17 protein-coding genes are annotated in these 18,926 nt (G+C 56.7%); 9 read left to right on the top strand and 8 right to left on the bottom strand.

From position 1 onward, the window contains the following. The first annotated feature begins 9 nt into the window (after positions 1-9). The 8 genes from FDK21_RS00810 (at position 10) to FDK21_RS00775 (ending at position 8,587) form a co-directional block, all read left to right on the top strand. Positions 10-786: an N-formylglutamate amidohydrolase gene (locus FDK21_RS00810; protein ID WP_138147179.1), complete on the top strand. Its 777-nt coding sequence runs from the start codon at positions 10-12 to the stop codon at positions 784-786. A 5-nt stretch (positions 787-791) separates the two neighbouring features. Beyond that, the gene (locus FDK21_RS00805) at positions 792-1,373 is read left to right on the top strand and encodes a TRAP transporter small permease subunit (RefSeq protein ID WP_138147914.1); all 582 of its coding nucleotides are present in this window, start codon (positions 792-794) and stop codon (positions 1,371-1,373) included. After that, a complete protein-coding gene (locus FDK21_RS00800; RefSeq protein ID WP_138147178.1) occupies positions 1,370-2,689 on the top strand; it encodes a TRAP transporter large permease subunit in 1,320 nt (439 codons plus the stop codon). Before FDK21_RS00805 ends, FDK21_RS00800 begins: the two co-directional genes overlap by 4 nt. A 107-nt stretch (positions 2,690-2,796) precedes the next feature. Further along, complete coding sequence (locus tag FDK21_RS00795) at positions 2,797-3,834, top strand: TRAP transporter substrate-binding protein (protein ID WP_138147177.1); 1,038 nt, start codon at positions 2,797-2,799, stop codon at positions 3,832-3,834. Positions 3,835-3,888: 54 nt separating this feature from the next. Further along, complete coding sequence (locus FDK21_RS00790) at positions 3,889-5,238, top strand: glutamine synthetase family protein (protein WP_138147176.1); 1,350 nt, start codon at positions 3,889-3,891, stop codon at positions 5,236-5,238. Between the two features lie 27 nt (positions 5,239-5,265). Continuing rightward, entirely contained in the window at positions 5,266-6,645 is a 1,380-nt protein-coding gene (locus FDK21_RS00785) for an aldehyde dehydrogenase family protein (protein WP_138147175.1), read from the top strand. Next, entirely contained in the window at positions 6,642-7,787 is a 1,146-nt protein-coding gene (locus tag FDK21_RS00780) for an iron-containing alcohol dehydrogenase (protein ID WP_138147174.1), read from the top strand. Before FDK21_RS00785 ends, FDK21_RS00780 begins: the two co-directional genes overlap by 4 nt. 392 nt (positions 7,788-8,179) lie before the next feature. Beyond that, positions 8,180-8,587 (top strand): universal stress protein, encoded by a 408-nt coding sequence (locus FDK21_RS00775; protein ID WP_114010737.1) that lies wholly within the window; start codon positions 8,180-8,182, stop codon positions 8,585-8,587. 66 nt (positions 8,588-8,653) lie between these two features. Here the strand turns inward: FDK21_RS00775 and pyrC are convergent, their stop codons facing one another. The 6 genes from pyrC to FDK21_RS00745 all read right to left on the bottom strand — a co-directional run bounded on the left by pyrC (position 8,654) and on the right by FDK21_RS00745 (position 14,421). After that, positions 8,654-9,706 carry a dihydroorotase gene (gene pyrC / locus FDK21_RS00770; protein WP_138147173.1) on the bottom strand — a complete coding sequence of 351 codons (1,053 nt, stop codon included), beginning with the start codon at positions 9,704-9,706 and terminating at the stop codon, positions 8,654-8,656. A gap of 204 nt (positions 9,707-9,910) precedes the next feature. After that, the gene (panB, locus tag FDK21_RS00765) at positions 9,911-10,720 is read right to left on the bottom strand and encodes a 3-methyl-2-oxobutanoate hydroxymethyltransferase (protein WP_138147172.1); all 810 of its coding nucleotides are present in this window, start codon (positions 10,718-10,720) and stop codon (positions 9,911-9,913) included. Positions 10,721-10,766: 46 nt separating this feature from the next. Next, positions 10,767-11,615, bottom strand: a complete 849-nt coding sequence (panC, locus tag FDK21_RS00760; RefSeq protein ID WP_138147171.1) for a pantoate--beta-alanine ligase — start codon at positions 11,613-11,615, stop codon at positions 10,767-10,769. Positions 11,616-11,894: 279 nt separating this feature from the next. Beyond that, positions 11,895-12,926, bottom strand: coding sequence for a biotin-dependent carboxyltransferase family protein (locus tag FDK21_RS00755; protein WP_138147170.1), 1,032 nt, complete (start codon positions 12,924-12,926; stop codon positions 11,895-11,897). After that, positions 12,923-13,642, bottom strand: coding sequence for a 5-oxoprolinase subunit PxpB (pxpB, locus tag FDK21_RS00750; RefSeq protein ID WP_138147169.1), 720 nt, complete (start codon positions 13,640-13,642; stop codon positions 12,923-12,925). The genes FDK21_RS00755 and pxpB overlap by 4 nt, the downstream gene beginning before the upstream one ends. Beyond that, complete coding sequence (locus FDK21_RS00745; protein WP_114010732.1) at positions 13,642-14,421, bottom strand: 5-oxoprolinase subunit PxpA; 780 nt, start codon at positions 14,419-14,421, stop codon at positions 13,642-13,644. Before FDK21_RS00745 ends, pxpB begins: the two co-directional genes overlap by 1 nt. A 400-nt stretch (positions 14,422-14,821) precedes the next feature. On the opposite strand from FDK21_RS00745, the gene FDK21_RS21025 reads away from it, so the two are divergent. Then, positions 14,822-16,879, top strand: coding sequence for a HAMP domain-containing methyl-accepting chemotaxis protein (locus FDK21_RS21025; protein WP_210238655.1), 2,058 nt, complete (start codon positions 14,822-14,824; stop codon positions 16,877-16,879). 101 nt (positions 16,880-16,980) lie between these two features. On the opposite strand, the gene FDK21_RS00735 is transcribed toward FDK21_RS21025, so the two are convergent. After that, complete coding sequence (locus FDK21_RS00735) at positions 16,981-17,793, bottom strand: ATP-binding cassette domain-containing protein (RefSeq protein WP_245418507.1); 813 nt, start codon at positions 17,791-17,793, stop codon at positions 16,981-16,983. After that, positions 17,769-18,851 carry an ABC transporter permease gene (locus tag FDK21_RS00730; RefSeq protein ID WP_138147167.1) on the bottom strand — a complete coding sequence of 361 codons (1,083 nt, stop codon included), beginning with the start codon at positions 18,849-18,851 and terminating at the stop codon, positions 17,769-17,771. Before FDK21_RS00730 ends, FDK21_RS00735 begins: the two co-directional genes overlap by 25 nt. Between the last annotated feature and the right edge of the window lie 75 nt (positions 18,852-18,926).

Below are 18,926 nucleotides of genomic sequence, written 5' to 3'. Positions count from 1 at the left end.
GTAAGTAGAATGCCCGAAGCCATTTGGTCGCCAGTTCATCTGCATCGGACAACAGGATCCGCGCCCTTTGTGTTGCTTTGCGAGCATGCCTCCCTGCATATTCCCACTGAATTCAACGGATTAGGAATAGACACCGAAACCGCCACCTCCCATGCTGCATGGGACATCGGTGCGCTGGATGTTGCCACGGCCCTGTCCGACCTGCTCGATGCCCCTTTGGTGGCTGGTGGCGTCTCCCGTCTGGTCTATGATTGCAACCGCCCGCTCGAAGCCCCCGATGCCATGCCCGCCAAGAGTGAAATTTTCGCCGTTCCGGGCAATGAAGATCTGACCGATGGCGAACGCCAAAACCGTTTCGGCCTCATTCACAACCCGTTCCACAACACCGCAGCGGAACTGGTGCGCACCCAGCGCGCGCGTGTCGGCGATGCCCTGACCATTCTGACCATTCACAGCTTCACGCCAATCTATCATGGCGGCCGCCGGGAAGTGGAAATCGGCTTCCTGTTCGACAAGTCCTCCGCCTTCAGCGAAGCGATGCATTCCATCGAAGCCGCCGGGGGGCAATTCATCACCGCCCTCAACCAACCTTATGACGCCACCGACGGCGTCACCTACAGTCTGAGAAAACATGGCGAAGACCATGGGCTGGATTCGACAATGATCGAAATCCGCAACGACTTGATCAATACAAAAGAAAAAGCAATCACAATGGCAAATCACCTCTCCCGTTCCATCCTCCGCTCCCAAGAGGCTCTTGAACGATTAAGGCAGGTGTCCCCATGACACCCATGACACCGCTTCTTCGCTTCGTCGACATCATTGACGGTTTCAACCTCCGCGTTGGCCGTTTCGTGATGTATGGCGTGTTTGTCCTAATGGCGATCCTGCTCTGGTCCTCGATCTCGAAGACCTTCTTTCAACCATCGCTTTGGACGCTGGAAATGGCCCAATTCGCCATGGTCGCCTATTATATGCTGGGCGGACCCTATTCTCTATTGATGGGCTCCAATGTCCGCATGGATCTCTTCTATGGGGACTGGACCATCCGTCGCAAGGCCGCTGTGGATTGCTTCACGGTGATGTTCCTGATCTTCTATCTCGGTGTCCTGCTCTATGGCGCGCTTGGCTCGACAGCCTACTCGCTGGGCTATTGGGGTATGGAGCCGGTTGACTATTTTCTGGGCCTGATCGATGGCAGCGAGAAAATCGGCCGCCTTGAACGCTCCTCCACCGCTTGGCGTCCTTATGCCTGGCCCATCAAGGTCATCATGATCATCGGCATCCTGATGATGCTCCTGCAATCCATTTCCGAGCTCTGCAAAGACATTCTGCGTCTCAACGGGCACATCATTCCGGAGGCTAAAGAATGAGCCAGGAGCATATCGCCCTTTTCATGTTTGCATCAATGATGCTGATGCTCTTTTCCGGTCAGCGCGTTTTTGGCGCGATTGGGGCCATCGCGGCCATTTCCGCCATTGCCCTTTGGGGCACCGGTGGGCAGGACATCCCCTTCTCGGCCGCCATGAAGCTGATGAAATGGTATCCGCTATTGACCCTGCCGATGTTTATTTTCATGGGCTACGTGCTGTCTGAAAGCCGTCTGGCGGACGACCTCTACCGCATGTTCCATGTCTGGTTCGGCAATGTGAATGGCGGTCTCGCCATGGGTACCATCGGCCTGATGGTGCTGATTTCCGCTATGAATGGCCTGTCCGTTGCTGGTATGGCGATTGGGGCCACCATCGCCCTGCCTGAGCTGTTGCGCCGTGGCTATGACAAGATCATGGTCACCGGCGTCATTCAGGCAGGCTCCTCACTTGGTATTTTGGTGCCGCCGTCGGTGGTTCTGGTGCTTTATGCGATGATTGCTCGCCAGCCGGTTGGCCAATTGTGGCTGGCAGGCATCCTGCCCGGCCTGATGATGGCCGCGATGTTCATCCTGTATATCTGGATCCGCTGCCGTCTCCAGCCAGAGCTTGGCCCGGCCTTGAAAGACGCCACCGACGTGCCGCGCGAGGAAAAACTGCGTCTGCTGGGCGCTGGCGTCCTGCCACTGGCGATTTTCGCCGCCATGATGGTGCCGTTCGTCAATGGTTGGACCTCGCTGGTCGAAAGTTCGGCCATCGGTGCCCTCACCGCGCTCGCGGCCTCAATCCTCAAACGCCGCATGACATGGAAAATCTTCCAGACCTGCACCCGTCAGACTCTGGGCATTTCCTGCATGTTCATGTGGATCATCCTTGCAGCCCTCGGTTTTGGGGCGATCTTTGATGGGCTGGGGGCCGTAAAGGCCATCGACAATCTCTTCACCGAACAAATGGGCTTGTCCCCCTGGATGATCCTGATCCTGATGCAGCTGAGCTTCATCCTGATGGGCACCTTCCTTGATGACACGGCAATGCTGGTGATTGTTGCTCCGCTTTATGTGCCGTTGGTCGGTGCACTGGGCTTCGATCTGATCTGGTATGGGGTGCTTTACACCATCACCACCCAGATCGCCTATATGACGCCGCCCTTTGGCTATAACCTATTCCTGATGCGGGCGATGGCGCCACCGGAAATCAGCCTGCGCGACATTTACAAATCCATCCTGCCCTTCGTGGTCGTCATGGTCATTGCCCTGACCATCATCATGGTCTTCCCACAGATTGCCCTGTGGCTGCCAGAAATGGTCTATGGCAAGTAAGGATGCGTTTGAAAGCCAATAACAAGAAAAGACCCTGAAGCAATCTACCGAATAAACCCCAAGAGTTTCTGAAAAAGAAACCGCAATCACCTTAACGGAGACGAACGATGACTACCTCGAGACGTAATTTTTTGAAGACAGCTGCAATCGGTGCGGCCACCGCGCCTCTGGCAGCTCCAGCGATCGCAAGCAGCACCATCAAATGGCGCATGCAGACCTATGCCGGTCCGGCATTGGCAGCACACGTGATTGATCCAGCCATCAAGATGTTCAACCAGATCGCTGGCGACCGCATGCAGATCGAGCTTTTCTATGCCGATCAGCTGGTCCCAACCGGCGAGCTGTTCCGTGCCCTGCAGCGCGGCACCATTGATGCGGTTCAGTCTGACGATGATTCCATGGCATCGCCAACCGACGTGACCGTGTTCGGCGGCTACTTCCCCTTTGCCTCGCGCTATAGCCTCGACGTGCCTGTGCTGTTCAACCAGTATGGCCTGAATGAGATCTGGGACGAGGAATATTCCAAAGTCGGCGTCAAGCACATCTCTGCCGGTTCTTGGGATCCTTGCCACTTCGCCACCAAGGATCCAATCAACTCGCTCGCCGACCTCAAAGGCAAGCGCGTCTTCACCTTCCCGACCGCTGGCCGTTTCCTCAGCCAGTTTGGCGTGGTGCCAGTCACCCTGCCATGGGAAGACATCGAAGTGGCTGTCCAGACCGGCGAGCTTGACGGCATTGCATGGTCCGGCATCACCGAAGATTACACCGTTGGCTGGGCAGACGTGACCAACTACTTCCTGACCAACAACATTTCCGGCGCTTGGGCTGGTTCTTTCTTCGCCAATATGGGCCGCTGGAACGAGTTGCCGGAAGATCTCCAGACCTTGTTCCGCGTCTGCTGTGACCAGTCTCACTATTACCGTCAGTGGTGGTACTGGGGTGGTGAAGCATCCCTGCGCGTTGATGGCACCAAGATGAAACTGACCTCCATTCCCGATGCCGAATGGGCGCAGGTTGAAGAAGCCGCCGTCAAATTCTGGGATGAGATCGCAGCCGAGTCCGAAACCAAGGCCAAGGTTGTTGAAATCATCAAGAAATACAACGCCGACATGCAAAAAGCCGGCCGTCCTTATCGTTACTCCTGATGAGTGTCACCGAAGGCGGCTCGCCGCCTTCGGCTCCCTTATGGAAAGCACGCCATGACTTTTGAAGAACTGAAACAAGCCATTGCTGGCAAAAGCATCGATACCGTTCTGGTTTGCATGGTCGACATGCAGGGCCGCCTTATGGGCAAGCGCTTCCATGCCGAGGCCTTTCTCGACATTGCCGAGGATGAAACCCATTGCTGCAACTATCTGCTCGCCACCGATCTGGCCATGGCGACCCCGGATGGCTATCGCTCGACGAGCTGGCAAAGCGGTTATGGCGACTATGTGATGAAACCCGACCTCAGCACAATCCGCCCGATGCCGTGGCTGGAGGGCACCGCCATGGTGCTGTGTGACGTGATCGACCATCACAGCCACCAACCAGTGGCCCACGCCCCGCGTGAAATGCTCAAAAAGCAGATCGCCCGCGCCAAAGCCCTTGGCTTTGATGCTGTGATGGCGACCGAGCTTGAATTTTTCCTCTTCAACGGCACCCATGACGAGATTGCCCGCAACGGCTTCAAGCTGGAGACGATCTCGAACTATAACGAGGATTACCACATCTTCCAGACCTCGAAGGAAGAGTTTGTGATGCGCCCGATCCGCAATCATCTGCGCGAGATGGGCATCCCGATCGAAGGCTCGAAAGGCGAAGCAGAAGCCGGTCAGGAAGAGCTGAATATCAAATATGCCGAGGCTCTGGCGACCGCCGATCACCACACCATCGCCAAGCATGGCATCAAGGAAATCGCCCATCAGCATGGAGTGGCCGCCAGTTTCCTGCCCAAATGGCATCAGGACCGCGTCGGCAGCGCCTCCCATGTTCACCAGTCGATCTGGAAGGATGGGGACAATGCCTTCTATGACCCCTCAAAGCCTCTCGCCAAGTCCGAATTGATGGATCATTATATGGCCGGGCTGATCAAATATGCCTCCGACTATACCTATTTTCTGGCGCCTTACATCAACAGCTACAAACGCTTTGCCAAAGGCACCTTTGCACCGACCCAAACCGTCTGGTCTGTCGACAACCGCACCGCTGCCTTCCGTCTTTGTGGCGATGGCACCAAGGGGGTGCGGGTTGAATGTCGCACACCGGGCTCTGACATGAACCCCTATCTCGGCCTAGCCGCCATGCTGGCTGCCGGTCTCAAGGGGATCGAGGAAAAGCTTGAATTGCCCGCCGCCTTTGCTGGCGACGCCTATAGCGATGATGAAGCCCATCACATCCCGCGCAGCCTGCGGGACGCCCGCGACAGCCTGATGCAATCAGCGATGCTGCGCGAAGCGATGGGCGACGAAGTGATCGACCATTATGCCCGTGCGGCAGAATGGGAAATCGAAGAATTCAACCGGGTTGTAACCGACTATGAAATCGCGCGCGGTTTTGAAAAAGCCTGACCGCCGCACCAGTCAAGGACGTAAAGAATGAAGATGCTGACCTGTATCTCGCCAATCGACGGATCGGTCTTTGCCGAAAGACCGGCCCTGTCGCTCGAGGCAGCAAAAGAGGCCGTCAACAAGGCCCGCACAGCCCAAACCGCATGGGCCGCGCGCCCATTGAGCGAACGCATCGCGCTTGTCATGGCGGGCGTTGCCAAAGTGGGCGAGATGAATGACACCATCGTGCCAGAACTGGCCAAAATGATGGGTCGCCCGGTCCGTTATGGCGGCGAATTTGGAGGCTTCAACGAGCGCGCCTCGCACATGGCCAAGATTGCCGAAGAGTCGCTGGCCGATATCGAAGTGGGCGAAGATGCCACTTTTAAACGCTTCATCAAGCGCATCCCCCATGGCGTGGTCTTTGTGGTCGCCCCTTGGAACTATCCTTTCATGACGGCCATCAACACCGTTGCTCCGGCGCTGATTGCTGGCAACACAGTGATGCTGAAACATGCCACCCAGACCCTGCTGGTCGGTGAGCGCATGGCCGAAGCCTTCCATGCAGCTGGCGTGCCGGAAGATGTGTTCCAGAATCTCTTCCTTGATCATGGCACCACCTCGGCCCTGATCGCCGACAACAGCTTCGATTTCATCAATTTCACCGGCTCCGTTGGCGGTGGCGTGGCGATGGAACAGGCGGCCGCGGGCACCTTTACCGGTGTTGGCACCGAGCTTGGCGGCAAGGATCCGGGCTATGTGATGGAAGATGCGGATCTGGACGCCGCCGTCGACACCCTGATCGATGGCGCCATGTTCAATTCTGGCCAATGCTGCTGTGGCATCGAGCGCATCTATGTCCATGAGAGCCTCTATGATGCTTTCCTTGAGAAAGCCATTGCCATCGTCAAGGGCTACAAGCTGGGCAACCCGCTCGACGCGGAAACCACCATGGGCCCGATGGCCAATGTTCGCTTTGCCGACGAAGTCCGCGCTCAGATCGCCGAGGCCCTTAAGGCCGGAGCCGTCGCCCATATTGACACCTTCGCCGAGGATGACGGCGGCGCATATTTGACCCCGCAAATCCTGACCAATGTCACCCATGACATGCGAGTGATGCGCGAGGAAAGCTTCGGTCCGGTCGTCGGCATCATGAAGGTCAAGGATGATGCTGAAGCCATCACCCTGATGAATGACAGCGACTTCGGCCTCACCGCCAGTCTCTGGACCAAAGATGTCGACCGCGCCATTGCGGTTGGTGACCAGATCGAAACCGGCACCGTCTTTATGAACCGCGCCGACTATCTCGATCCGGGCCTCTGCTGGACCGGCTGCAAACAAACCGGCCGCGGCGGTGGTCTGTCGGTCATCGGCTTCCACAATCTGACCCGTCCAAAATCTTATCATCTCAAGAAGGTGACCAAATGAATCTCGTAGGAAACTGGAATTACCCAACCGCCATCAAATTCGGTGCGGGTCGCATCGCGGAATTGGGCGCAGCCTGTGCGCAGGCTGGCATCACCAAGCCGCTGCTGGTCACCGACCGGGGCCTTGCCGCTTTGCCTGTCACGCAGTCCACCCTCGATGTGATGGAAGCCGCAGGCCTTGGCCGCGCCATCTTCAGCGAGGTGGACCCGAACCCGAACGAGAACAATCTCGATGCCGGTGTCGCCGCCTATAAAGCCGGTGGCCATGATGGCGTCATCGCTTTTGGCGGTGGCTCTGGCCTTGATCTGGCAAAAATGGTCGCTTTCATGGCTGGCCAAACCCGCCCGATCTGGGATTTTGAAGATATTGGTGACTGGTGGACCCGCGCCGATGCAGACGCCATCGCGCCCATCGTTGCGGTGCCAACCACCGCAGGCACGGGCTCAGAAGTCGGCCGCGCCAGCGTCATCACCAATTCCCAGACCCACGAGAAGAAAATCATCTTCCATCCAAAGGTCCTGCCAAGCATCGTCATCTGTGACCCGGAGCTGACGGTCGGCATGCCGCCAGCCATCACCGCAGGTACAGGCCTTGATGCCTTTGCCCATTGCGTGGAAGCCTTCTCTTCGCCTTTCTATCATCCAATGAGCCAAGGCATTGCGCTTGAAGGCATGCGCTTGGTGGTCGAAAACCTGCCCCGCGCCTATAAGGACGGCTCTGACATCGAGGCCCGCGCCCACATGATGTCCGCCGCCGCCATGGGTGCCACCGCCTTCCAGAAGGGCCTCGGCGCCATCCATGCGCTCAGCCACCCGCTCGGTGCCATGTATCACACCCATCACGGCACCACCAACGCGGTCTGCATGCCCGCAGTGCTGCAATTTAACCGCCCGGCCATTGAAGCCCGCTTCAACATTGTCACCGAATATCTCGGCCTCAGCGGTGGCTTTGATGGCTTCTGCGCCTTTGTCGATGAATTCAACAACAGCTTCAACATTCCAAAGCGCATGTCGGGCTTGGGCGTCACCGATCCAGATCTCGACAAGCTGATTGAAGGCGCGCTGAAGGATCCATCCTGCGGCGGCAACCCGATTGAACTGAATGCGGACAATGTCCGTGGCCTGTTCGAGGCCGTGCTCTGATCCATCCCGGAGAAGAGACTCTGAAAGGCCCGCTCGCAGTGAAAAAATTCTGCGAGCGGATCGCGCGGTCAAGCACAACCGGCCGACAACTCAAAGCCTCTCATCCGCCAAAGATCCCACCATCCCACAGAGCATCAACACACTCCAACGAATTGATATAGCGAAATAATGTGTTGGAAGACGAGGCTCATGATATGATAAGGGCCGAACTCAGCTAGCAACAAAACAAAGCTGATCTTTTCGGCCAATTGCCTGACAAAAGGCAGCATGCCGACCCACCGAAATTCTCAGCATCAGCGTATGAGGACGCCAATGCTGCAGCGGCCCGAATGAAACAAGTTGGAACAGCGATCCCGGCCGGGGCGTGATTGTTCCACAGAGTGGAGGAATAGATGTACAAGAATATTCTGGTTCCCGTCGCCTTTGACGCCGACCATGATCCATCCGCCGCTTTGGCAGCAGCCAAAGTGCTGGCTGATCAGGGCGGCAAGGTCACCCTGATCCATGTGCTTGACGCAGTACCAGCCTATGTGGCAGCCCAGGTCCCCAAGGAAGTGCGCATCGAGGCCCGCGACAAGATCAAGCATGATCTGAAGGAAAAGGCCACCATTTTCCCCGATGCCGAAATCGTCGTCATTGACGGACATGCAGGCACAGCCATCGTCGAATATGCCGACGATCATGACATTGATCTGATCGTGGTCGCCTCTCATCGTCCGGGTCTGCAGGACTATTTCCTCGGCTCCACTGCCGCCCGTGTCGTCCGCCACGCCAACTGCGCGGTCCATGTGACTCGCTAAACGACCCCATCAAGAAAAAGCCCTGCCGACGGATGTTGGCAGGGCTTTTTCGTTGCTTCAGAGGGCTTAGCGCATGTCTTCATGCCGCCAATGAAGCGGGAAACCGGGATCGAACACCGTTACGGTCTCGCTCTGCACTGCCACCGTGCTGGGCAGCTCCAGCGGTGCATCGCTCTTGTAAAGGCGGATGGTCTCTTCATTGACCGGCAAACGATAGAAAGCCGGACCATTGAGCGAGGCAAAGGCTTCGAGCTTGTCGAGCGCGCCCTCTTCCTCAAACACATGGGCCAGACAGCTGATCGTGTTGATCGAGGTATAAATGCCCGCACAGCCACAGGCGCTTTCCTTGGCATGGGTCGGATGTGGTGCAGAATCGGTCCCAAGGAAGAATTTCGCGCTGCCCGAGGTCGCCGCCGCCCGCAAGGCCAGACGATGCTTTTCGCGCTTGGCCACCGGCAGGCAATAATAATGCGGCTTGATGCCCCCAACCAAATAGGCATTGCGGTTGATGATCAGGTGATGGGTGGTGATGGTGGCCGCAATATTGTCGCCCGCCTCATTGACAAACGCCACCCCATCTTCCGTGGTGATATGCTCCATCACAATGCGCAAATCCGGAAAACGATCCCGGATTGGCGACAGGACGCGCTCGATAAACACCGCCTCACGGTCATAAATGTCAATATCCGCGTCCGTCACTTCCCCATGCACGCAGAGCGGCACACCGATCTCGGCCATTTTCTCAAGCACCGGATAGATCTTTTCAATCACCCGCACGCCGCTGTCCGAATTGGTTGTCGCGCCTGCCGGATAAAGCTTCAGAGCTTTGATCAGCCCGGCCTTCACGCCCTGCTCAACATCGACCGGGTCGGTCGCCTCGGTCAGATAGAGGGTCATCAATGGCTCGAACCGGTGCCCTTCTGGCAAAGCCGCCATGATCCGCTCACGATAGGCGCTCGCATCGGCAACGGTGACCACTGGCGGCACCAGATTGGGCATGATGATCGCACGGGCGAAATTGGCGCTGGTATGGGGCAGAACAGCATTCAACATGGCACCATCGCGCAAATGCAGATGCCAGTCGTCTGGGCGGCGGATCACGAACTCAGCTTGGCTCATGGTAAACTCCATCCTCTTGGCAACCATCTGCACAGGCGCGCAGAAGATTGCTGGTCTTTCTAGGGTCTCAGGTCCTTCAGGCTCTGGATCGCGCTGAATTTGGCGCTGTCTCCAAGATGGGACGGACCAACTTTGGCCCCTCTTTACCAGCAATCGAATGAGAAATCTCTAGGCCATGTTGACGAAATGAGGATTCCGCGAGCCTCAGCGATAAATCTGGCTTTCGCTTGGGAAGGTGCGGTTCTTCACCTCTTCTGCATAGCTCTTGACCGCTTGGTCGATCTGCTCACCGAGATTGCCATAGACCTTGACGAATTTCGGCGGCTTGGGATTGAAACCGAGCATGTCTTCGAGCACCAGAATTTGCCCGTCACACACCGCAGACGCCCCGATTCCGATGGTTGGAATGGCCACCCGATGGGTGATTTCTGCGGCCAGCGGCTCGACCATACCCTCAAGCACCAGAGCGAAAGCCCCGGCTTCGCTCACCGCACGGGCATCCTCGAAATGCTGTTCCCATTCCGCTTCCTGCCGCCCTTGGGTCTTAAAGCCACCCATCGTGTGGACCGATTGTGGCGTCAGGCCGATATGGGCCATCACCGGAATGCCGCGCTCTGTCAGGAACCGGATCGTCTCCGCCATTCGCTTGCCACCTTCCAGCTTCACCGCCCCGCACTGGGTTTCCTTCATGATATGGGCCGCATTGCGAAAGGCCACCGACGGGCTTTCCTCATAAGAGCCAAAGGGCATATCGACCACCACAAGGGCCTTTTCAGTACCCCGCACCACTGCCTTGCCATGCATGATCATCAGCTCAAGCGAAACACCGACGGTCGATTCCATCCCATGCATCACCATGCCGAGGCTATCGCCGACCAGAATGAAATCGGCATATTGATCGACAATCGCTGCCGTATGGGCGTGATAGGACGTGAGGGAAACAATCGGCTCGCCACCCTTGCGGGCCGCGATTTGTGGCACAGTGATGCGGCGAACCTGTTTTTGCGCGCTCATGATAGAACCTCTTGGAATTTTGACTGGGTGGACGGGAGCCATCGGCTCAATCCGGGTAAACCACCTGTTGATCGATCAGCAGAACCGAACCGAACTGCACCGCCAACAAAATGACGGCAGCGCCTTTCAGCGCCCCTTGCAATGGGTCAAGCGAGCGGGCATCGCGTATATCGATGCTTATGATCTCCCCATCGGGCGCTTCTGACAAGACGGTGCGGATACGCTGCTCTAACTGTTCGACGCTTGGCTCCTCGGTCATCATGTCGGCAGCTTGGGCAAGCGAACGCGACAAGGCCACAGCCTGCATCCGGTGCGACGGCAACAAACGCACATTGCGCGAGGACATGGCCAGTCCATCATCCTCCCGCACCGTCGGGTGAGCAATGATATCGACCGGCACATCGAGATCTCGCACCATCTGCCGGATCACCGTCAGCTGCTGATAGTCTTTCTCACCAAACACTGCGATGTCTGGGGTGACGATGTTGAACAGCTTGGTGACGACCGTCGTAACACCGCGAAAATGCCCCGGTCGCAATGCACCCTGAAGGATGCTGGACAGACCGGGCACCTCGACCAGACTGTCCCCCATGGTCGAATACATCTCCGCGACATCCGGCATCAGGACCGCATCCACCCCTTTAGCCTCCAGCAAGGCCAAATCACGGGCTTCATCACGGGGATAGCTGTCGAGATCTTCATTCGGGCCAAACTGGGTCGGATTGACAAAGATCGACACCACCACCCGGTTCGCCTTGTCCGCAGCCATCCGCACAAGCGACATATGCCCCTCATGCAAAAAGCCCATGGTCGGCACAAGGCCCACCAGTTGCCCGGCTTGACGCCACTGGCGCACAAGCGCTCTGATCTCGGCCTTGCTACGGCAGATCTGCATATGCTTCCCTCCGGCTCATCGAACCGATTTTTCGACAAGGTCCACTCACCGAACCTGCCAATTGAGTGGCCGCAACATATCGATCAAGGCAAGTGATTTCCAGCCCTAACAACTAGAGCAGGACTGCCCCTTGGTATAAGAGAGAGAAAAGCAAGAGAAAACAATCACTCAAATGTGAAAATATCACACCAGATAGATTGATTACACGTATCATCAGCCCGACTTACGTCAGTTAGACTTACATGCAAAGGGCATTACTTGAACGTAAGAATAACAAATCTACGATCCCACAACCCCGTCAATGAGATTGCATTCAGCCAGATGATTCCAGAACTGCGCTTGTTCACTTGGCACCGCCTTGAAAGCTGCGATGGACTGGGCAAGCTGTTGCTCAAGCAATCGGCGGGCTTTTTCCGCCTGCGCCACCGTGACCGAGGCAAAAGTCAATGCACAGCCCGGCTTCATCCGACCAAGGCGCGGCAGATCGGCGCTTGCGACACAGCCGATTTTCGGATAGCCACCCGTCGTCTGATGATCGGCCAGCAGCACAATCGGCAAGCCATTGCCCGGCACCTGAATGGCTCCGGTGACAATGCCGTCGGAATTGATATCCGCGCCCTTCTCATGCGCCACCGGCGCCCCTTCGAGCCGCGACCCCATGCGGTTGGAATCGCCTGAAATCACATAACTTTCCGAGAAGAAGGTCTTGAGGCCAGCCTTACTGAAATAATCCTTTTGCGGCCCCGGCACCACCCGGATCGGGTCGGTGCTGTCGAGCAAAAGGGGAGCATCACACACCTGCTCGTGTCGATCCGGCACACTTGCAAGTGCAAGCGGCAGGAGATCCCCGACTTGCAGGGCTCGCCCTTCGAACCCGCCAAAACCGCCGGACATGTAGGTTGACTGGCTGGCATAGACGTCCGGTACATCAAAGCCGCCCTCCACCGCCAGATAGGCCACCGCCGTGTCTGCCGTCACACCGACCTTAAACAAAGCGCCTTTTTGCAAGGAGACAGACTGATAGGAAGGCACCCGCTTGGCCACTGGCTCCATCAACTCGATGACGGCTTCGGTACCAGTCAGAGCGATCCGCACGCTATCGGCCAATACCCGGATGGTCGGCCCCATGATGCGGAATTCCAGCGCTCCTTGACCCTCTTCATTGCCAACCAGCCGATTGGCAAGGCGCAAATTGACAAAATCCAGCGCGCCAGAGGTCGGCACTCCCTTGGCCTGATAGCCAAAGCGCCCCAAATCTTGAATGGAGGCCATCATACCCGGATTGACGATTTCCAACATAGCTTTGGTCATCCCGCCAACTTCTCCAGATCGAAGCGACCTTCGGCCACCCGGCCCTCAATATCGGCAAATTCCGCACCATCCACCGCCCGGAACCGCACTCGGTCCCCCGGTGACAACAAAACCGGATCGGCGCGTGCGAGATCAAAAATCGGCACAGGACAGCGCCCCACCACATGCCAGCCAGTCGGATTGGCCGACGGATAGATAACGGTCAGCCCAGTGGCGACCATCACCGAGCCTTTTTCCACCCGCTTGACCGGCACTTTTTTGCGTGGAATATTCAGCGCCTCGGGCAAATCGCCCATATAGGGCATCCCCGGCGCAAAACCGAGCATATAGATGAAATAGTCCGTCTGGGTGATCACCGAGATCACCTCTTCCGGGCTCATTTTGGCAAAGTCGGCGACATGGGTGAGATCGATCGCAAAGTCCCCTTCCCAGCAGAGCGGCAAGGAAAAGGTCCGCGCCTTGTCATTCTTGCCCGAATCCAGCTGGGCAATCATCGGCTTCAAAGCGGCAATCAATTTCGATTGCGAGGTCTCCATAGGGTTGTAATGGACCAGCAGTGAGCGATAGGTCGGAACGGTTTCGATCACACCAGCCAAACCGGCATCATCCACCGCCGCCCGCAAAGCCATGATCTGGGCGCTCAGAGCCCGATCGACATCAAAGCCAAACTGCACCGTCAGCCCGGTATCGCCGGACGCCAGAAACTGCACCGCCATCAACCAGCCCTCAGGCTTTCAACCATAGGCCGGATGGTGACCCCTGCCGCTTCCAGCGCCGCCCGCACCTTGCGTGCCGTTGCCACCGCATGGGGATTGTCCCCGTGAACGCAAATGGAATCGATGGCCACCGGCATGCGCTTGCCATTGACGCTTTCGACAATGCCGTTGGTAACGAAATCCACCATCCGCCGTGCGGCTTCATCGGTGTCTTCGATCATCGCGCCGGGCAATTTGCGTGACACCAGCATGCCCGTATCCTCATAGGCCCGGTCGGCAAAAATCTCGCGGGCAATGTTAAGGCCCAGCTTTTCGCCGGCCTTTTCCATCTCGCTGCCCGGCATGACCAGATAGATCAGATCCGGATCAACCGACTTCAGCGCCCGTGCGGTCGCCATCGCCAAGTCTGCATCGACGCAGGCCATATTGTTCAGCGCCCCATGCACCTTAAAATGCCCGACGCTCACGCCAACCGCTTTGGCCACCCCAAGGATCGCGCCAAGCTGATAGACCAGTTGTTTTTCGATGTCGGAAGGTTTCTCGCCCTGAATGGGCCGGCGACCAAAGCCCCAGAGATCCTGAAAGCCCGGATGAGCACCAATGGCGACGCCCTTTTCCTTGGCCAAAGCCAGGGTGTCATGCATGACCAGCGCGTCGCCGCCATGAAAGCCGCAAGCCACATTGGCTGAACTGATGATATCAAGCATCGCGCCATCATCGCCGATCGTATAGGCGCCGAAGCTTTCCCCCAGATCCGCATTCAAATCAACAACATGCATGAGCGTCCCTCCATATATCTGACCCGATATTACTACACGCCGATGCCGCCCTCTGACCAGCACAAAGTGCCCCAAACGCTTCGCCTTTGATGCAGATGTCCAAAAACGACTTCGTGAAAGTCCGCCCCTTATGGATCAAGGATCCCAAGACATCCTCATCGGTCAAACACCTAATAGTGCGTCACCGCGAAAAAACACAACCTTTTAAACTAAAGTTGCAAATCGCCCGATTTCCCACATTCATCCACGTTGAAACGATGCAAGAGCACGCAATTAAGGCAATTTTATCGAATTATTGCTCTATTACTTAATAACCGCGCCACGTCATTCAGCTGGCGGAAATCGAACCTGAACCAAGTGTTCCTGCCCAAAGTTCTGGCAAGAAAGACAACGAGAAATGATGAAACATTTCAGGTCCCTGAGTGCAAAGATCATCGCCGCGATCTTCGCACTTGTCGCCTTCGCATTCGTTGCGGACACGCTTCTGACCCGCTCGATAACCCAGAGTGTCTATGATCGCACCGAAGCACTCACTGGCCAGATGCGTGATATTGTCGAGGAGAAGGATCACCAAATTCAGGAACTGATGTCCGGTCTGCTTGCTTCCAAGGAAAATCATCAGGAACTGTCGCAGTCCCTTTCCACCAAGAAATTGACGGCCGAGAGCGAACATAAGGCCGCCTTTCTGGAAGGCACGCGCAATGGCATCTCGCTGTCCATTGCCTCGCTGGTCAGCTCGGCAATGATGTCTGGTGACGCGGAAGCCGCCGTCGACCAGATGGATATCCTGCTGGAAAATGATCAGATCGCCGCCATCAATCTCTGGCGCGCAGATGGCGAACTTGCTTTCCGTGACAACAAGACCATTCAGAAGGTCAATCGCTTCGTCGAGTCAGACGCTTTCGAGCTGCGTGATGAAGAAGGCTCCGTCAAGATCTCGACCGACCGCAAGGCAGTGCTGGATCAGGCGCTGGCCAAGGATTCCAATCATGAGAGTCTTGAATCAAGCCTGAAAAATGATGATGGCGAAGAAATCACGATCACCTATTCCTACTTCATCCTGAAAAATGCCGAAGACTGCCAAAGCTGCCATGATCCGAAGGAAAAGGTTCGGGGGGTTTTGGAAGTCGCCGTCGCCAATGACGAGTTGCTGGCTCTGCGCGCAAAGTCAGAGAAGCTGATCAAGGAACTTGACGAGCGGTTGCATGCCGAGCGGGAAACACTGGTGAAAGCCAGCCAAGCCGAACGCGAGAAGGTCGCCAACCAGACCAAGCAATATACCGCCGAGTTGAACGCCGCCAATACAAGCCTGATCGAGACCCGCGAAGACGCCTCAATGATGAGCATGGGCTCGAAGCTCTTCTTCTTCTTGCTGACCATTGCCGTATTGGCGATTGCGCTGAACAAATTGCTTACCAAGCCCCTGCATCAATTGACCTCCGTGATGCTGCGGCTGGCAAAGAACGACCTGACGGTCGAAGCAACAGGCCGAGATCGCACTGACGAGATCGGCTCCATGAGCCAGGCCATCGCCATTTTCAAGGACAATGCCCTTGAACGGCAAAAACTGGAAAGAGAGAGCGAGCAGCATTTTGAGCAGCAGCGCGAACGGCAAATGCGCATTGACGCACTGCTCAATGACTTCCGCTCGAAAATCCAGCAGTCGCTCGAAACCGTCTCGACCCGCGCGGAACTGATGCACCAGTCGGCGTCAGCCCTCAATGACCAATCAACGGCCACTTCCGAACGCGCCCACTCGGTCAATGAGGCATCTGGCCATTCCGCCGAAAATGTCCAGATGATGGCTGCCGCCAGCACCGAGATGACATCGTCCATCGCCGAGATTGGCGAGCAGGTCCATCGGACCAATGATCTGGTCAGCGCCGCATCCATCGAAGCCAATGAAACCGATGCCAAGGTGGCAGGCCTTGCCAGTGCGGCAGAAAAGATCGGTGAGGTTGTTTCACTCATCCGCGACATTTCCGAACAGACCAATCTGTTGGCACTGAACGCCACCATCGAGGCAGCCCGGGCCGGAGAAGCGGGCCATGGCTTTGCCGTTGTCGCCGCTGAAGTAAAGGATCTGGCGGCCCAGACAGGCAAGGCGACCGAGGACATTGCCAGCCGTATTCAGGCCATCCAGTCCTCGTCTGACGCGTCCGTGGGAGCCATTCGCGCCATTGCCACCAAGATGACGGAAATCAGCGAATATACCACCGCCATCAGCGCAGCGGTGCAGCAGCAGAATGCATCGACCAACGAGATTTCTCACAATATTCAGCAGGCCGCCGAAGGCACCCGCGAGATTGTAACCAACATCTCCGAAGTCGCCCATTCGACCGAAGAAACCCGCCATTCCGCGCTTCAAGTGGAAAATGCCTCCACCACGGTCGCCAATGTCGCCACCGAAATGCGTGATGTGATCGACGATTTCCTCGACAAGGTCGCAGCCGCCTAGAACGGCCCGACAGTTTCCATGGCAGAAAAAGACGAAAACCGCGCCTCGCAATCAGCAAGGCGCGGTTTTCTTATCCATGTCCAGTCATCACGACAAAGGCATCAAGCCTTGTCTTCTGCTGGTTTTTTTGCCCCGGTCATGAAAGCCACCGCATCGGACATGGAATATTCCTTGGGATCGATGACACAAAGCTGCCGCCCCAGACGATGGACGTGAATGCGGTCAGCAACCTCGAAGACGTGAGGCATATTGTGTGAGATCAATATGATCGGCAGGCCGCGTGAGCGTACATCCTGAATGAGCTCCAGCACCTTACGGGATTCTTTCACCCCAAGCGCTGCTGTCGGTTCATCCATGATCACCACACGAGAGCCAAACGCCGCAGCACGGGCCACAGCAACCCCCTGACGCTGACCACCTGACAGGGATTCAACCGACTGGTTGATATTCTGAATGGTCAACAGGCCCAACTCGGTGAGCTTGTCACGCGCGATCTTTTCCATCTTCGCCCGGTCGAGCATTCGGAAATAGGTTCCCAAAGGCCCTTCCTTGCGAATTTCACGCCCCATGAACATGTTGTCGGTGATCGACAAGGCAGGAGACAGAGCGAGATTCTGATACACTGTCTCGATACCCGCATTGCGCGCCGCCATCGGGGAGTTGAACTGTACCTTCTCCCCATAAAGCCGGATTTCCCCGGCATCTGGTATCAAGGCACCGGAAATCGCCTTGATAAGCGTGGATTTGCCTGCGCCATTATCCCCGATCACCGCACGGATCTCGCCCGGATAGAGATCGAAATCCGCACGATCAAGAGCGGTCACCCGACCATAGCGCTTGGTGACACCCCGCGCCGTGAGGATCGGTTCTGCTTCATAGTCAGGTCCGGTCATGACGCCACCTTTCTGATCCATTGGTCGATTGCAACAGCGATGATGATCAACAGGCCAATCAACAGATAGGTCCATTGCGGATCTGTCCCGATCAGCCGCAAGCCGAGCGAGAAGACGCCCACGATCAAAGCACCGAACAACATACCCAGAATGGAGCCACGCCCGCCAAACAGCGAGATCCCGCCAATCACCACAGCCGTGATGGATTCGATATTGGCATTCTGACCAGCAGTCGGCGACACCGACCCCAACCGGCCAATGAGCGCCCAACCGGCCAAGGCACAGATCAAGCCACCGATCACATAGACCGAAATCAGAGTTTTCTGTACCTGAACACCAGACAGCTCTGCTGCATCCGGGTCATCCCCGAGCGCATAGACATGCCGTCCCCATGCGGTGTAATTGAGCACATAGGCCAGAATGAAGACCAGCGCCAACATCATGATCACACCATAGGTGAAGACAGCGCCGCCAATGATGATCTTCTCGCCAAAAAACTGCAAAATGGGGGCTTCTGCGGCGATTTCCTGACTGCGGATGGTTTCGTTTGCCGAATAGAGAAAGTTGGTCGCCAGCACGATCTGCCACATGCCCAGTGTGACAATGAAGGGGGGCAACTTGACCCGAGCCACCAGCACACCATTGATGAAACCGCAAAATCCGCCAACTGCGAATCCGGCCAGCACCGCCAACTCGGGCGGCATGCCATATCGGAAAGCGACCTGCCCCATCACGGTCGAAGACATCACCATCACCGCACCAACCGACAGGTCGATACCGGCGGTGAGAATGATCATCGTCTGCGCGGCACCCAGAATGCCGACAATCGCCACCTGCTGCAGGATCAGCGTCAGCGCAAAGGGTGAAAAGAGCTTCGACCCCAAAATGAACCCGAAGATCAGCAGCGACAGGATCAGCACGATCATCGGCACGAAGGCCGGATTGGAGTGCAGGATCTGCTGAATGCGCTCAACGCCGCTTTTCTTGTTGCTGTCAAAGGAAGCGACGCCCTTTTCGCTGCCTTCCAGCACCCGTTCAAAATCCTGCATCTTGCTGGATTTTGTTTCCGTGTCTGCCATCTATACCTCCCACCGGGCCATACCCGAAAGCCCGGTTCTGTGCGATAAAAAGGGCGGCCTCCAGCACGCGAAAGC

It is taken from the genome of Cohaesibacter sp. CAU 1516 (genome assembly GCF_005771485.1).
In the GTDB taxonomy this organism is placed as follows: domain Bacteria; phylum Pseudomonadota; class Alphaproteobacteria; order Rhizobiales; family Cohaesibacteraceae; genus Cohaesibacter; species Cohaesibacter intestini.
This window is presented reverse-complemented; position numbering and strand designations above follow the sequence as displayed.

What these genes read in the sequence shown, in the direction of transcription:
- FDK21_RS00790 (WP_138147176.1), top strand. Translation starts at nt 3,889, where the DNA reads ATGACTTTTGAAGAACTGAAACAAGCCATTGCTGGCAAAAGCATCGAT.
- panC (WP_138147171.1), bottom strand. Translation starts at nt 11,615, where the DNA reads ATGCAGATCTGCCGTAGCAAGGCCGAGATCAGAGCGCTTGTGCGCCAG.
- FDK21_RS21025 (WP_210238655.1), top strand. Translation starts at nt 14,822, where the DNA reads ATGAAACATTTCAGGTCCCTGAGTGCAAAGATCATCGCCGCGATCTTC.
- FDK21_RS00810 (WP_138147179.1), top strand. Translation starts at nt 10, where the DNA reads ATGCCCGAAGCCATTTGGTCGCCAGTTCATCTGCATCGGACAACAGGA.
- FDK21_RS00775 (WP_114010737.1), top strand. Translation starts at nt 8,180, where the DNA reads ATGTACAAGAATATTCTGGTTCCCGTCGCCTTTGACGCCGACCATGAT.
- FDK21_RS00780 (WP_138147174.1), top strand. Translation starts at nt 6,642, where the DNA reads ATGAATCTCGTAGGAAACTGGAATTACCCAACCGCCATCAAATTCGGT.
- FDK21_RS00755 (WP_138147170.1), bottom strand. Translation starts at nt 12,926, where the DNA reads ATGACCAAAGCTATGTTGGAAATCGTCAATCCGGGTATGATGGCCTCC.
- FDK21_RS00730 (WP_138147167.1), bottom strand. Translation starts at nt 18,851, where the DNA reads ATGGCAGACACGGAAACAAAATCCAGCAAGATGCAGGATTTTGAACGG.
- FDK21_RS00805 (WP_138147914.1), top strand. Translation starts at nt 792, where the DNA reads ATGACACCGCTTCTTCGCTTCGTCGACATCATTGACGGTTTCAACCTC.
- panB (WP_138147172.1), bottom strand. Translation starts at nt 10,720, where the DNA reads ATGAGCGCGCAAAAACAGGTTCGCCGCATCACTGTGCCACAAATCGCG.
- pyrC (WP_138147173.1), bottom strand. Translation starts at nt 9,706, where the DNA reads ATGAGCCAAGCTGAGTTCGTGATCCGCCGCCCAGACGACTGGCATCTG.
- FDK21_RS00785 (WP_138147175.1), top strand. Translation starts at nt 5,266, where the DNA reads ATGAAGATGCTGACCTGTATCTCGCCAATCGACGGATCGGTCTTTGCC.
- FDK21_RS00800 (WP_138147178.1), top strand. Translation starts at nt 1,370, where the DNA reads ATGAGCCAGGAGCATATCGCCCTTTTCATGTTTGCATCAATGATGCTG.
- pxpB (WP_138147169.1), bottom strand. Translation starts at nt 13,642, where the DNA reads ATGGCGGTGCAGTTTCTGGCGTCCGGCGATACCGGGCTGACGGTGCAG.
- FDK21_RS00735 (WP_245418507.1), bottom strand. Translation starts at nt 17,793, where the DNA reads ATGGATCAGAAAGGTGGCGTCATGACCGGACCTGACTATGAAGCAGAA.
- FDK21_RS00795 (WP_138147177.1), top strand. Translation starts at nt 2,797, where the DNA reads ATGACTACCTCGAGACGTAATTTTTTGAAGACAGCTGCAATCGGTGCG.
- FDK21_RS00745 (WP_114010732.1), bottom strand. Translation starts at nt 14,421, where the DNA reads ATGCATGTTGTTGATTTGAATGCGGATCTGGGGGAAAGCTTCGGCGCC.